This window comes from Pseudalkalibacillus sp. Hm43 (assembly GCF_054170705.1).
In genome coordinates, this window is sequence record NZ_CM135129.1 from 989,761 (window position 1) to 1,003,213 (window position 13,453).

Annotated in this window: 13 protein-coding genes; 5 read left to right on the forward strand and 8 right to left on the reverse strand. The window is 41.7% G+C overall.

The genetic code is table 11. The features are described from left to right. Position 1 precedes the first annotated feature (1 nt). Positions 2 to 1,477, forward strand: a complete 1,476-nt coding sequence (locus ACXQIQ_RS05260; protein WP_439299813.1) for an aminotransferase class I/II-fold pyridoxal phosphate-dependent enzyme — start codon at positions 2 to 4, stop codon at positions 1,475 to 1,477. Between the two features lie 88 nt (positions 1,478 to 1,565). Here ACXQIQ_RS05260 and ACXQIQ_RS05265 read toward each other — a convergent pair whose 3' ends face one another. Next, on the reverse strand, positions 1,566 to 1,694 hold the full coding sequence (locus tag ACXQIQ_RS05265) for a GapA-binding peptide SR1P (protein WP_439299812.1): 129 nt from the start codon (positions 1,692 to 1,694) through the stop codon (positions 1,566 to 1,568). Positions 1,695 to 1,883: 189 nt separating this feature from the next. Then, positions 1,884 to 2,183, reverse strand: coding sequence for a DUF3055 domain-containing protein (locus ACXQIQ_RS05270; protein ID WP_226551345.1), 300 nt, complete (start codon positions 2,181 to 2,183; stop codon positions 1,884 to 1,886). Between the two features lie 232 nt (positions 2,184 to 2,415). Here ACXQIQ_RS05270 and ACXQIQ_RS05275 point away from each other — a divergent pair, with 232 nt between their 5' ends. Then, a complete protein-coding gene (locus ACXQIQ_RS05275) occupies positions 2,416 to 2,829 on the forward strand; it encodes a DUF1885 family protein (RefSeq protein WP_439299811.1) in 414 nt (137 codons plus the stop codon). Positions 2,830 to 2,878: 49 nt separating this feature from the next. Here the strand turns inward: ACXQIQ_RS05275 and ACXQIQ_RS05280 are convergent, their stop codons facing one another. Continuing rightward, complete coding sequence (locus ACXQIQ_RS05280; protein ID WP_439299810.1) at positions 2,879 to 3,733, reverse strand: polysaccharide deacetylase family protein; 855 nt, start codon at positions 3,731 to 3,733, stop codon at positions 2,879 to 2,881. A 238-nt stretch (positions 3,734 to 3,971) separates the two neighbouring features. Between ACXQIQ_RS05280 and ACXQIQ_RS05285 the strand changes: the two genes are divergently transcribed. Both ACXQIQ_RS05285 and ACXQIQ_RS05290 read left to right on the forward strand, forming a co-directional pair. Beyond that, positions 3,972 to 5,471 carry a glycine betaine uptake BCCT transporter gene (locus ACXQIQ_RS05285; protein WP_439299809.1) on the forward strand — a complete coding sequence of 500 codons (1,500 nt, stop codon included), beginning with the start codon at positions 3,972 to 3,974 and terminating at the stop codon, positions 5,469 to 5,471. A 476-nt stretch (positions 5,472 to 5,947) separates the two neighbouring features. Beyond that, positions 5,948 to 6,337 (forward strand): thioredoxin domain-containing protein, encoded by a 390-nt coding sequence (locus tag ACXQIQ_RS05290; protein WP_439299808.1) that lies wholly within the window; start codon positions 5,948 to 5,950, stop codon positions 6,335 to 6,337. A gap of 106 nt (positions 6,338 to 6,443) precedes the next feature. On the opposite strand, the gene lpdA is transcribed toward ACXQIQ_RS05290, so the two are convergent. The 5 genes from lpdA to ACXQIQ_RS05315 all read right to left on the reverse strand — a co-directional run bounded on the left by lpdA (position 6,444) and on the right by ACXQIQ_RS05315 (position 12,580). Beyond that, positions 6,444 to 7,856: a dihydrolipoyl dehydrogenase gene (gene lpdA / locus ACXQIQ_RS05295; RefSeq protein WP_439299807.1), complete on the reverse strand. Its 1,413-nt coding sequence runs from the start codon at positions 7,854 to 7,856 to the stop codon at positions 6,444 to 6,446. Positions 7,857 to 7,858: 2 nt separating this feature from the next. After that, a complete protein-coding gene (locus ACXQIQ_RS05300; protein ID WP_439299806.1) occupies positions 7,859 to 9,193 on the reverse strand; it encodes a dihydrolipoamide acetyltransferase family protein in 1,335 nt (444 codons plus the stop codon). Positions 9,194 to 9,249: 56 nt separating this feature from the next. After that, positions 9,250 to 10,227, reverse strand: a complete 978-nt coding sequence (locus tag ACXQIQ_RS05305; RefSeq protein ID WP_439299805.1) for an alpha-ketoacid dehydrogenase subunit beta — start codon at positions 10,225 to 10,227, stop codon at positions 9,250 to 9,252. Positions 10,228 to 10,230: 3 nt separating this feature from the next. After that, on the reverse strand, positions 10,231 to 11,316 hold the full coding sequence (gene pdhA, locus ACXQIQ_RS05310) for a pyruvate dehydrogenase (acetyl-transferring) E1 component subunit alpha (protein ID WP_226551355.1): 1,086 nt from the start codon (positions 11,314 to 11,316) through the stop codon (positions 10,231 to 10,233). Positions 11,317 to 11,911: 595 nt separating this feature from the next. Then, positions 11,912 to 12,580, reverse strand: coding sequence for a YkyA family protein (locus ACXQIQ_RS05315; RefSeq protein ID WP_439299804.1), 669 nt, complete (start codon positions 12,578 to 12,580; stop codon positions 11,912 to 11,914). 238 nt (positions 12,581 to 12,818) lie between these two features. Here ACXQIQ_RS05315 and def point away from each other — a divergent pair, with 238 nt between their 5' ends. Beyond that, positions 12,819 to 13,370 carry a peptide deformylase gene (gene def, locus ACXQIQ_RS05320; RefSeq protein WP_439299803.1) on the forward strand — a complete coding sequence of 184 codons (552 nt, stop codon included), beginning with the start codon at positions 12,819 to 12,821 and terminating at the stop codon, positions 13,368 to 13,370. Positions 13,371 to 13,453: the final 83 nt, after the last annotated feature.

Consider the following 13,453-nt stretch of genomic DNA (forward strand, 5'->3'; position numbering starts at 1 on the left):
ATTGTCACAAAACGAAACACCCCTCTTTACTGGTCTATTGAACCATGCAAAACGCGACCCGATACAATTCCATATTCCTGGTCATAAAAAAGGGAGAGGTATGGATCCAGAATTCAGGGATTTCATTGGCGAAAACGCCTTATCAATCGACTTGATCAACATTGGTCCATTAGATGATCTACATCACCCACACGGGATGATCAAGGAAGCTCAGCAACTTGCTGCAGAAGCTTTTGGAGCGGACCATACCTTCTTTTCAGTACAAGGTACGAGCGGTGCGATCATGACGATGATCCTTGCTGTTTGTAAACCTGGTGAAAAGGTACTCGTGCCACGAAATGTCCACAAGTCTGTCATGTCAGCAATCATTTTTTCAGGTGCTGTTCCTGTATTCATCCATCCAGACATCGACCCTACTCTCGGTATTTCACATGGTATAACGACTCAATCAGTGAAGAAAGCCCTTGAACAACATCCAGATGCGAAAGGGTTACTTGTCATCAATCCGACTTACTTCGGTATCAGTGCCGACTTGAAAGAAATCGTCCGACTCGCTCACTCATATGACATACCAGTACTTGTGGATGAAGCACACGGAGTTCATATCCATTTCCATGACCGGTTGCCCCTCTCTGCAATGCAAGCAGGTGCAGACATGGCCGCAACAAGCGTCCACAAACTTGGAGGGTCGTTGACACAAAGCTCAGTCCTGAATGTCCGAGGCAACCTCGTATCACCGGAGCGTGTCCAATCCATCCTAAGTATGATGACGACAACATCGACTTCCTATATCTTGCTTGCTTCACTTGATGTGGCAAGAAGAAGATTGGCTACTCAGGGGTATGAGTTAGCGGAACAGGCCATTCATCTCGCCGAGTCGGCTCGTAGAAAGATCAATGAAATTCCAAGCATCCATTGCGTCGGGCAGGAGATCCTTGGTACTCCTGCAACGTATGATTTCGATCCTACGAAACTGATCATTTCGGTGAAAGAATTGAATATCACTGGGTATGATGTAGAAGTATGGTTAAGGGAGAAGCATAATATCGAGGTGGAATTATCGGACCTCTATAATATCCTTTGTATCATTACGTCTGGAGACAGAGAAGAGGAAGTCCATAAGCTGATTGTAGCTTTGACTGAGCTATCTCACATGCATCAGGAATCGATCAAGGAAATCAAAGCGAAGATCCCTGTAAGTGTTCCAAGTATTCCTGTCTTGTCCCTCTCACCTCGTGATGCGTTCTATGCGGAGACGGAAAGCATACCTTTTGAAGAGGCGACTGGCAGGATCATCGCTGAATTTGTTATGGTCTATCCACCAGGTATTCCGATATTCATTCCTGGAGAGATCATCACCCAGGAGAATATCGACTATATTTTCGAAAATATTGAAGCTGGATTGCCAGTCCAAGGACCAGAGGATGAATCCTTGAAGATGATCCGGGTGATCAAGGAACATAAGCCGATTTTCTAAGTTAGATGTAAGGATTGAAATCTCAATCTATATAAAATGAAGAAGACCGCCTCAGGTTATGCTGAGGCGGTCTTCTTTTCTTCATATATTAGGCGGTCTTCTTGCCATTCTTTCTTTTCCGTTTACAGTCCGGACAGTTGGAGTATAAAGTAGTCACCTTATCCACTTCAAAATGTTCAATCGTCATATCACAAGTTTGGCAAATTACTGTTCCCATTGTCCATCCCTCTCCTTCGCTTCTTGAAAGCGCTTTTATTATGTCGTTACATTCATATTATGATGTCACATTTAAATTGTCAAGGATAAATTGTATGTCACATTAAAGAAAAGTATGTTTAATTAGAACAGAGTCGTTTTTCTATTAAAAAAGCCCGTACATTCCTGTGAATGCCGGGCTTGATGTCTCTTATTCATATTGTTCAGCAATTGGAGAGAACGGGAGCGATTCTTCAAAAAAAGATGACAACTCTTCTGCCTCTTTCCTCGACTGGATTTTAAAAGCTTTTTGAATACTTTCTGTGTTCTTCAGATCAGTCGCATCCATCAAAGTGGAGCGCCCGGTCTGCATGCACACGACGAGCGGTTTACCGAAGAACATGTTCGTGTAGACGATCCCGAAATCATATCGGACATGTTCGGTAGTGAACCCTACAAACCTGACTTTAACCGTTTCGTCTTCATCATAAAGTTTGTCAAAAAGATCCATACCACGCCCTCCTTCTGAATTTTTTGAATATTATAATTAATTATACTCCTTGAAACCATAAATAACAACGTTTTCGACAATACTTTTCATTTCAATTGGATGACATTCGTAATCTTTGATCCTCCTCCTTTCAGAAATATGACCAGTGGATTTCTCATCGTCTACGTCTGTCAATTTTCCAAATCTAATGATACTATTATAAATATCCATGTACTGACAGGAGTGAACGATATTGTCTAGTAGTGCATACGTCAAATTAGTGGAAAAATCCAAACAGCAATCCATTACATTGGATGATGTTGAAAATCTCATACGATACTACAAAGAAATCACTTCAAAAACCGGAGAACAGCTTAGTTGGGAATATGGTTCTGCAGCCTTTCCTTACTCCATAGAACTCCGTGAGTCCAAGGAATTGAAATACTACGAATTGAAAGGTACGGAGCAAGGCTATCATTACATACTTGTCGGAGTCGGGTCAGAACCTGACTCCGAGAATGCGAACCAAGTTCAAATTGTCCTACCAGATGGCGCTACACATGGTGATAAAGGAAAAGCTGTAGAATTCAGCAAGTTTCTCGCCAAACAGTTAGATGGAGAACTCCATCTATTCAATGGAAGGATCATGTACTATTACAAGCGATAATCAAGATAAACAGAAGGATGACATCGATATGTCATCCTTTCTTCATTCCTCATTGTACGATCTGATCCGGATCTACAAAGGTATATCCTTTCGCTTCCAGGCCTTTAACGATATCCATGAGCGCTTCATTCGTCCAATCACGGTCATGCATCAACAGGATTGCTCCATCCGTCAATAGAGGTGTGTTGACCATGATATCTGCAATGGATGCACTCGTCTGATATTCTTTCTCCCAATCGTATCCATAGGTCCAATTCATATAAATCATTTGTTGTTCTTCCATCAGTTGCTTTGAAAAATCTGTATTGACCCCGAAAGGTGCTCTGAAGAACTTCGGTGCTTCCCCTGTTACGTTTTGGATTTCTTCAGATAACTGTGTAATTTCATATCGTTGTTTATCTACAGACAACTTCGAAAGGTTCGCATGGGTCATCGTATGGTTCCCGATTTCGAACCCTAACTCATGAATCTGCTTTACAATCTTTCTTTCCTCATCCGTATCCATGAAGTGACCATTCACAAAGAATATAGCTGGTACATTCAGGTCCTTCAACTTTTGAGCCATTTCCAATGCATGTTTGTCTGGTGCATCGTCAATGGTCAACAAAACGGTTTTAAGCTCTGTTTCACTTTGAGGCTTTAAAGTCCAATTGGCAGGATGTACGGTATATTGGATAGGATCTGGTTCATTTTCTTTTTCGTCATTACCATTTTCAGTATCCTCTTCTGAATTTGAATCCTCATCAGTCTCTGGATCTTCCTCATTCTCTACGTCCTCTTCTGTTTGCTTCTGATCTTCATTCATCTGTTTCTCTGCATGTTCATTTTCATCTGGCTTTTCTGTTGTTTGAGCACTGCACGCAGCTAACAACACAATCAACAATAATAATAGTGTTTTTTTCATGATGACTCCCCTTTTTCTATACTCTTATGGCTTCATTCAGTATAAAATTTCTATTGTTGAAACGGAAGAGACAAAACACCCATAGACATGAATAATTTGGTTATCTAGGTACAAAATAGGGTATAGCTAAACTGTCTTTAGTATATTGTGACTATCAAAATCCTTGAAAATGAATTAGGTATTTCGGTACAATGGGATACGTGCTTAAAACACCATAAAATAAGAAAGGAGAAGTTTAATGAAGAAATTCACCAAAGTTTTCATCATTTCACTCATTATTTCATTAGTCTTCATTGCCTGGGGCGTCTTATCCCCAGAAGGGCTCCAAGAAAAGACTGGTGCAGTTCAGAGCTTTCTTCAGATTAAGTTCGGATGGTTCTATCTCTTGTCTGCTACAGCATTCTTGATCTTTGCCATCTATTTGATTTTCAGTAGATACGGGAAAATCAAACTGGGGAAAGATGACGATGAACCCGACTACAACCTGGTTACATGGTTCGCCATGCTATTCAGTGCTGGAATGGGTATCGGACTTGTGTTCTGGGGTACGGCAGAACCTCTCTACCACTATTACGATCCTCCATCCGGAAACGGGGAGACCGTAGAATCCGCTAGAGCATCACTCCGATATGCATTTTTCCACTGGGGATTACACCCTTGGGGTATTTACACCGTTGTCGGTCTAGCTCTTGCTTACTTCAAATTCCGTAAAGGTGCTCCTGGATTGATCAGCGCGATTTTCAGACCTTTATTAGGTGACCGCGTCAATGGACCTATCGGAATTTTAATTGATGTCATCGCAGTGTTTGCGACCGTATTCGGTGTAGCTACCTCACTTGGTTTCGGTGCTGCACAAATCAGTGGTGGTTTATCCTATGTCTTTGAAGGCATACAAAACACGAAGCTGACCCAATTGGTCATTATCGCGATTGTAACGGTTCTTTTCATCATTTCAGCCTCAACTGGACTGAACAAAGGAATCAAATACTTAAGTAATACGAACATCGTTTTGGCGATTGGTTTAATGTTCTTCTTACTGTTCGCTGGACCAACGAATTTCATCATGGATGTATTCACACAAACGTTAGGTTCCTATGTCCAGAACTTGCCGAGCATGAGTTTCACGCTTGGGCCGTATAGCGAAACTAAGCAAGGTTGGATTCAATCTTGGACTGTCTTCTACTGGGCTTGGTGGATTGCTTGGGCTCCATTCGTCGGTATGTTCATCGCCCGTGTTTCAAAAGGACGTACGATCCGAGAATTCGTTCTGGGTGTACTTCTAGTACCAACAATCTTTGGTGGTCTTTGGTTCTCTGTATTCGGTGGATCAGCGATCTTCAAAGAACGAATGGAAGGAACAGGCCTTTACCAGTTAATGACCGACCAAGGGACAGAGGTTGCATTGTTCTCCTTGTTTGAACAGTTCCCATTAGGTGCAGTCATGTCTATCATTGCAATTCTGTTGATTAGTACGTTCTTCATTACATCTGCCGACTCGGCTACTTTCGTACTTGGAATGCAGACGACAAACGGAAGCTTGAACCCTTCCAATTACATCAAATTCATCTGGGGTGGTGTCGTAGCGGCTTCAGCAGCAATCCTCCTTTATTCAGGTGGACTCACAGCCCTACAGACAGCCTCAATCATAGCAGCATTTCCATTTACCTTCATCATGATCTTCATCGTATTTGCGATCATGAAAGCCTTGAAGGAAGATTATAAATTGAACAAGAAATAAATACAATGGTTTACGAATGGAGAGGCTCTCGAGCCTCTCCATTTTTCATGTAATAAGATATTTGTATAACAAGTAACTACCCGCACCGACAAAGCTTGAAACCCCAGAATATAGTCTAGGCCCTTTCAGATAGATACTGAACAAATAACCAAAATAACAGAATACCCCTAATAAGATATATTCAAATAGTGAAGGATCTCTATGAGATAAGTAGGTAACAAGTGCGTAGAAGCTCCACGTGATCAATTGTACTGAAGAAAGCATCAACAAGGTGTACATGCCCCTTCCTCCCCTTCCAGTCCTCCGTACCATGTATATGTAAATTACAATCATGTTACGACCTCAAGAAATGGGTTCTCAAATTTCAATTCTGTAACATTTCATTTACGAATTCACGACGTTTCAAAAATCGACAGCTTTCCATGTTAAAATCTTTGTGAACAATGGCATTACAACTTATGAAAGAAGTGAACTCCATGAAATTGAAATCCATTGGAATTCTTTCGATATCCTTGTTTACAATTGTAAGTTTATTAAGCAGCTGTCAGTTTACACCTGTCGACGATCGGTTGCCAGTCAACCTGGCCTCTGACCAATTCCATACATTGATATTCTCTTCGAATAGAAGTGATGACGTGGAACGTTTTTATTATGAAGCGTTGCTGACGTTACAGAAGAAGTATCCAACCAAACTCGATTCTGTCAAGATCATTAAGAAAGGGAATGATAAGTTGGTCAACCATTACCAGATCAATTCGTTCCCTACCATCATCGTTCTTGATGGTAAAGAAGAAATCACACGCTTAGAAGGCAAGCGCAAGGTAGAAGCGATTGAAACCCATTTAGAAGCGGCCTATACGAAATGATCCCACACAAAAAGGACTGCCACTGTGCAGTCCTTTTTTGCTTGTATTAAGCCCATATAGTTGTGCAAAAAAGAAGCGACCATCTCTGATCGCTTCTTTCCTATCTTTATTTTACAATGTGAACCGGCAAGTCGATTGCGACTTCTGCAGCTTCCATAGTGATTTCTCCTAGTGTCGGATGTGCGTGAATCGTCATTGCGATATCTTCAGCAGTCATACCTGCTTCAATCGCAAGGCCAAGCTCTGCAATCATGTCAGATGCATTTGGACCTGCAATTTGCGCTCCGATGACAAGGCCATCTTCTTTACGCGTAATCAGCTTCATGAATCCTTCTGCATCGTTCAATGACAACGCTCGTCCATTTGCTCCGAATGGGAATTTAGAAGCTTTCACATCGAATCCTGCTTCCTTCGCTTCAGCTTCGGAATAACCGACGCTTGCAAGTTCAGGATCACTGAATACGACTGCAGGAATCGCTAGATAGTCGATTTCTGCTGCTTCTCCAGCAATGGCCTCTGCAGCAATCTTACCTTCATAAGATGCTTTGTGTGCAAGTGCTGGACCAGGAACGATGTCTCCAATTGCGTATAATCCATCAACAGAAGTCTTACTTTGCTTGTCCACTTCGATCAAGCCTTTGTCAGTCATCTTGACGCCGATTTGTTCAAGACCAAGCTCTTCTGTGTTCGGCTTACGTCCAACAGTGACAAGTACATAATCTGCATCAAACGTCTTTTCTTCACCTTTCACTTCTGCAGTGACTTTTGCGCCGTCATCTGATTCTTCAACGCCTTTTGCCATTGCATCCGTGATGATTTCAACACCTTTTTTCTTAAGGCGACGAGAAACGAGTGTACTCATTTGCTTTTCGAATCCTGGCAGGATCTGCTTACCACCTTCGAGGATCGTTACCTCGGTTCCAAGGTTTGCGTATGCTGTACCAAGCTCGATACCAATGTATCCGCCTCCGATGACGACCATCTTCTTCGGTACTTCAGTAAGAGCAAGCGCTCCAGTAGATGAGATGACACGATCGCTCCATTTGAATGAAGGAAGTTCGATCGGGCTTGAGCCTGTAGCAAGGATACAGTTCTTGAACTTATACGTTTGAGATGTATACTCATCTTTTGTTACACGGACGGTATTCGTATCAGAGAAATAAGCTTCTCCTTTTACAATCTCAACCTTGTTACCTTTAAGGAGACCTTCTACTCCGCCTGTCAATTTCTTGACGATACCAGACTTCCATTCCTGGACTTTACTCATATCGACTTTGACATTCTCAGCAGTGATCCCCATGTCATCTGAATGTTGAGCATGCTCAAAGCGATGACTCGCGTTAATGACTGCTTTTGAAGGGATACATCCTACATTCAGACATACTCCACCGATCTCGCCTTTTTCGACGATTGTCACTTTTTGCCCCATTTGTGCAGCTCGGATCGCCGCTACATATCCCCCAGGGCCAGAACCAACGACCAGTGTGTCAATTTCTTCAGCAAAATCTCCAACTACCATTTTTATGCCTCCATTATCAAGAGTTGTGGGTCGTTCAACAGACGCTTCACATGATTCAACGCGTTCTGAGCTGTTACTCCGTCTACAAGGCGGTGGTCATAACTGATGGACACCGCTAATACTGGAGCAGCTACGATTTCTCCATTTTCAACGACAGGCTTTTCTTGGATACGACCTACACCAAGAATCGCAGCATCAGGATGGTTGATGATCGGAGTGAACCACTGTCCACCAGCAGATCCCAAGTTTGAGATCGTGCATGTGCTTCCTTTCATTTCATCCGTTGTTAGCTTACCATCTCGCGCTTTCTTTGCCAATTGATTAATCTCGTCTGAAAGCTTGAAAATGGATTTCCGATCTGCGTCTTTAATGACCGGAACAACAAGTCCAGCATCCGTATCTGCAGCAATACCGATGTTGTAGTAATGCTTATGGACGATTTCTTCGTTCTGATCATCAATTGAAGCATTCAAGATCGGATATTCACGCAATGCAGAAACCAATGCTTTTGCTACATATGGAAGGTAAGTAAGTTTGATGCCTTTATCAGCAGCGACCTCTTTGAACTTCTTACGGTGTGCAACCAAGTCTGTCACAACCACTTCATCCATATGTGTGACGTGAGGAGCAGTGTGTTTCGAGTTGACCATTGCGTTTGCAATCGCTTTTCTCATGCCTTTCAACTTCTCACGAGTTTCAAGCTGTTGTTGCTGAGCAGCTGCAGGTTGCGCTTTTTCAGATCGATCTTCCTGCTTCGCTTCTGTTTCTTGAGCAGCTTCCTCTTGAGGTGCTTCTTGTCCTCCATCCAGATAAGCATCAATATCTTCTTTCAAAATACGTCCATTCTTACCTGAACCTTGGACTTTCTTGATGTTGACATCCTTTTCACGAGCGTACTTACGTACAGAAGGCATTGCCTTAACTCGGTTAGTCGGATCGTCCTCTTCTTCTGCTGCTGGTTCTGCTTTAGTTTCTTCTTTTTCTTGTTCTTGTTTCTTTTCTTCATCAGCAGGTTTTTCTTCTGTCTTAGCTTCTTTTTCTTCCTGCTTTTCATCTTTTGCTTCAGATTCTTCAGCTTCTTCTTCTTCGCCTTCATAACCTTCTGCATCAATTGTAAGAAGGACATCTCCGACAACAGCTACTGTTCCTTCATCTACCTTGATATCTTTTACTGTACCATCGTATGGTGATGGGATTTCCACGACAGCTTTATCGTTTTGTACTTCAAGAAGAATGTCGTCTTCTTTGATTTCGTCGCCTTTTTTGACAAACCATTTCACGATTTCGCCTTCATGGATACCTTCACCGATATCTGGCAGTTTAAATTCAAACGCCACAGGGTTCGCCTCCTTGTTTTGTATATACTCAGATTGGAGTGTTGATTTTTGATCTATTAAAAGTCGATGACTTGCTTGGATTTCGTCACAATATCTTTATAATCAGGCAGCCACACATCTTCTGCAGCAGAGAACGGGAACACTGTGTCTGGTGCTGTTACACGTAACACTGGCGCTTCCAAGGAAAGAATTGCACGATCATTGATTTCAGCAACAACGCTAGCTGCAATTCCTGCTTGTTTTTGGGCTTCTTGTACGACAATGGCACGACCTGTCTTGTTGACAGATTCAATGATTGTATCGATATCGATCGGGCTCACTGTACGCAAGTCGATAACTTCCGCTTGGATATCTTCTTTTTCAAGCTCTTCAGCTGCTTTCAGTGAAGAATGAACCATCGCTCCATAAGTAATGATCGTGATGTCTTTTCCTTCTCTCTTCACATCAGCTTTACCGATTTCTACCGTGTATTCTTCTTCAGGAACTTCCCCACGGAAAGAACGATATAATTTCATATGCTCTAGGAAAATGACTGGGTCATTGTCTCGAATCGAAGCGAGAAGCAATCCTTTTGCATCATATGGTGTTGATGGGATGACAACTTTCAATCCAGGTTGTTGAGCCATCAAACCTTCAAGGCTGTCTGCGTGAAGCTCCGGAGTCTTAACGCCTCCACCAAATGGGGAACGCACTGTAATCGGAGCGTTGTAGCGTCCACCTGAACGGTAACGCAAACGTGCCATTTGCCCTGAAATTGCGTCCATTACTTCGTATACGAAACCGAAGAATTGGATTTCGGGAACTGGACGATAACCTTGCAGCGCTAAACCGATCGCAAGACCACCAATTCCAGACTCTGCAAGCGGGGTATCAAAGACGCGATCTTCACCGTATTCTTTTTGAAGACCTTCAGTTGCACGGAATACGCCTCCATTTTGACCAACGTCTTCCCCAAAGATCAAAACGTTCTCATCATTTTTCAATTCAATGCGCATCGCATCTGTGATCGCTTGAATCATCGTCATTTGGGCCATGGCTTACTTCGACTCCTTTTCTTTGTATTCTTCCATTTGCTCCTGTAGATTTTTAGGAAGCTCTTCGTACATGATATCAATTAGATCCGTTACTTTTTGTTTAGGGGCTTCGTCCGCTTTCTTGATTGCAGCCTTGATATCTTCTTTCGCCTTTTCGACGACTTCGTTTTCTTTTTCTTCAGACCAAAGGTCTTTCGACTCTAGGAACTTACGGAAACGTACCAGCGGATCTTTCTTTTCCCACTCATCGTCCATATCTTCCGTACGGTAACGTGTAGGGTCGTCACCAGCCATCGTATGCGGTCCATAACGGTAAGTCAGTGTTTCGATCAGTGATGGCGTCTCTTCTTCAATTGCTCGTTCACGCGCTTGTTTCGTAACAGCGTAAACAGCCAGAACATCCATACCATCAACTTGGACACCGTGAATACCAGCAGCAACTGCTTTTTGTGCGATTGTCTTCGCTGCGGATTGTTTTTCTACTGGTACAGAGATTGCGAATCGGTTGTTTTGAACAACGAATACAGCTGGTGCATTGAAAGCACCTGCGAAGTTGATTCCTTCATAGAAATCACCTTGGGATGCTCCTCCATCACCTGTGTATGTGATTGCAATGTTCTTCTTACCACGTTTTTTCAGTCCCAGTGCAACACCAGCAGTTTGAGTGATTTGTGCACCGATGATGATTTGAGGTGAAATGACATTTACACCTTCAGGGATCTGGTTACCGTGGAAGTGTCCACGTGAGAATAAGAATGCTTGATATAGTGGTAATCCATGATAAACGATTTGTGGTACGTCACGATAACCTGGAAGAATGAAGTCTTCCTTATCCAAAGCATACTGGCTTCCTAACATAGAAGCTTCTTGTCCAGCTACTGGCGCATAAAATCCAAGACGCCCTTGTCTGTTCAAGGAGATCGCACGTTGATCCCAGATTCTTGTGTAGACCATACGAGTCATCAGTTCTTGTAGATCTTCATCTGATAAGTCAGGCATTGCATCCTCATTGACGATTTCGCCTTCCTCATTCAGAATTTGGAACGTTTCAAATTCCTCTTCGATTTGTTGCAGGGTTTTTGTACCCATGAAGGTCACCTCTTCCTTTCCTATTAAAAAAGTTTCATGATGTGTCTTTTTAATCAACCAGACAATTTATACACATTATTTAGATTGTCCACTTTTCTTCTAAAGCATGACTAAACGTGATGAAATCGATTGTACGAATTTCACCAGTTCGGACTACATCATGTTTTACCCTTTTTCCAAGTGTAATAATCGTCATAAACACCGATTCATGATCTGTAGTTTATGACAGAACTGTACTAATCTAAATACGAATAAAAACTAGTACAACCATTTATGTTCCTAAGTGTACACTACGACAAATAAAAACGTCAATCATATTGATTATTCTTACTTTAAACCCTTAAAACCATAGGAAATAAGTCCAGATGCTCAGAAACTGTATTAGTATAGAATATACATCTGTATTACCACACAGCCGTATGAAACACTTGCAGAGAAAATCGCTATATTAGACAAATGAACAACTCCAATTTGATAGCATGCCCTTAGGAAATCGAGCACCTGAATCGGAAATCAACGCCTTTCAATGTTTGCGAAAATATCTCAAATAAAAAAAGACCCATCCATTGATAGGATCGGTCTTCATGTTACTCGTTTATGAAGCTTTCTTTTCATCTGTTGAAAATCCGGCTAATTTATAAAAGTCTTTCTTTTGTTCATTATACTGATCAGTCAACTGATTGAAAGTATCTTGTTTCTTCAGAACATCTTCATATTGTTTGTTCAATTTCTCAGTGAAGGTTTTCAATTCATCAATCGATAGATCCTCTTTCTTCAAAAGAGCATACAATTCCAGGTCCATTTTCAACGCTTCAGTATATGCCTTATTCAGATCTTGATAACTTGTATGTCGATCGTCCATCGTCTGAATCAACTCGCCAGCAGAGGATTTGATCTTTTCCTCTTCTATTGAATCAGCAAGCTCTTTAACTGATTTGAATTCTTCGTAAGCTTCTTCGATGCTTTTCTTCTCTTTTTGTATCATTTCTTGACGGGATTCAGCTGAGGCAATCGCTTCATCTGCCATTTGTTTGATCTGATCGAACTCTTTCATACTTAAACCTAACATTTCATTGAAAAGTGTCTGCTCTTTCTTTTCCGCTTCAACGAGAGGCTTCTGAACATCACTGAATCCTTTTTCAAGGCTCACGGTCTTCTCCAAATGTTCGTAGATTTTCTCTTCAGCTGTCTGACCTACCGAGCAGCCACTCATGACCATCGTTAATAATAAGAAAGTGACGAAAATGGTTTTTTTGATGGACAAAATGGTTCCCCCTAACAAATTCTCTCTGATTATTTATGATATACGTTTCCATAAAGCTATACAAGAAAAATTAAACTGGGACGAGGATATTAGTACAATATGACCGATTCTTTTGATTTAGAACTTATGTAGAACAAATCAAAACTCAGTACATATTCTTTTAGAAACCAAGTTGTGTTAAAATAATCACAATGCTTTTTTTGAACGCTGATCATACTCGAACACAGGAGTTGAAGATATGTTAACAATGAATGAAGTTGTGAAAGAAGGCTCTCCTATCTTGAGAGAAAGGGCAGAAGCCGTTTCATTACCTCCTTCCGAAGAGGATCGTAACACCCTTATCAAAATGCGTGAGTTCCTCCTGAACAGCCAAGACCCTGAAACAAGTGCAAAATACAACCTCAGACCAGGAATCGGAATCGCTGCACCCCAAATCGGAGTCGGTAAAAGGATGCTAGCTGTTCTTGTGGAAGATGAAGATGGTCAATTATATGATTATGCGCTATTCAATCCTCGTATTATGAGCCATTCGATACAAAAAGCATATTTAGAAGGCGGAGAAGGTTGTTTATCCGTGGACAGAGACGTGCCCGGCTTCGTCCCTCGCTATCATAAAGTGAAAGTGAAGGCTACCGACCTCGATGGAAATGAAATCGAGTTGAAATTGAAAGGCTTACCTTCGATCGTATTTCAACACGAAATCGATCATTTGAACGGTGTCATGTTTTATGATCACATCAATCATGAAGATCCATTTGAAAGACCAGATGGAATTGCGATCGGAAGATAATCAGCTATGAAGAGAAAGACAGACGGCATGCCGTCTGTCTTTTTTTTATGCTTCAATACCCATTTTCATAAAAATATGCTTTT

What these genes read in the sequence shown, in the direction of transcription:
- ACXQIQ_RS05280 (WP_439299810.1), bottom strand. Translation starts at nt 3,733, where the DNA reads ATGAAAAAAACACTATTATTATTGTTGATTGTGTTGTTAGCTGCGTGC.
- ACXQIQ_RS05265 (WP_439299812.1), bottom strand. Translation starts at nt 1,694, where the DNA reads ATGGGAACAGTAATTTGCCAAACTTGTGATATGACGATTGAACATTTT.
- lpdA (WP_439299807.1), bottom strand. Translation starts at nt 7,856, where the DNA reads ATGGTAGTTGGAGATTTTGCTGAAGAAATTGACACACTGGTCGTTGGT.
- pdhA (WP_226551355.1), bottom strand. Translation starts at nt 11,316, where the DNA reads ATGGGTACAAAAACCCTGCAACAAATCGAAGAGGAATTTGAAACGTTC.
- ACXQIQ_RS05270 (WP_226551345.1), bottom strand. Translation starts at nt 2,183, where the DNA reads ATGGATCTTTTTGACAAACTTTATGATGAAGACGAAACGGTTAAAGTC.
- ACXQIQ_RS05290 (WP_439299808.1), top strand. Translation starts at nt 5,948, where the DNA reads ATGAAATTGAAATCCATTGGAATTCTTTCGATATCCTTGTTTACAATT.
- ACXQIQ_RS05285 (WP_439299809.1), top strand. Translation starts at nt 3,972, where the DNA reads ATGAAGAAATTCACCAAAGTTTTCATCATTTCACTCATTATTTCATTA.
- ACXQIQ_RS05305 (WP_439299805.1), bottom strand. Translation starts at nt 10,227, where the DNA reads ATGGCCCAAATGACGATGATTCAAGCGATCACAGATGCGATGCGCATT.
- def (WP_439299803.1), top strand. Translation starts at nt 12,819, where the DNA reads ATGTTAACAATGAATGAAGTTGTGAAAGAAGGCTCTCCTATCTTGAGA.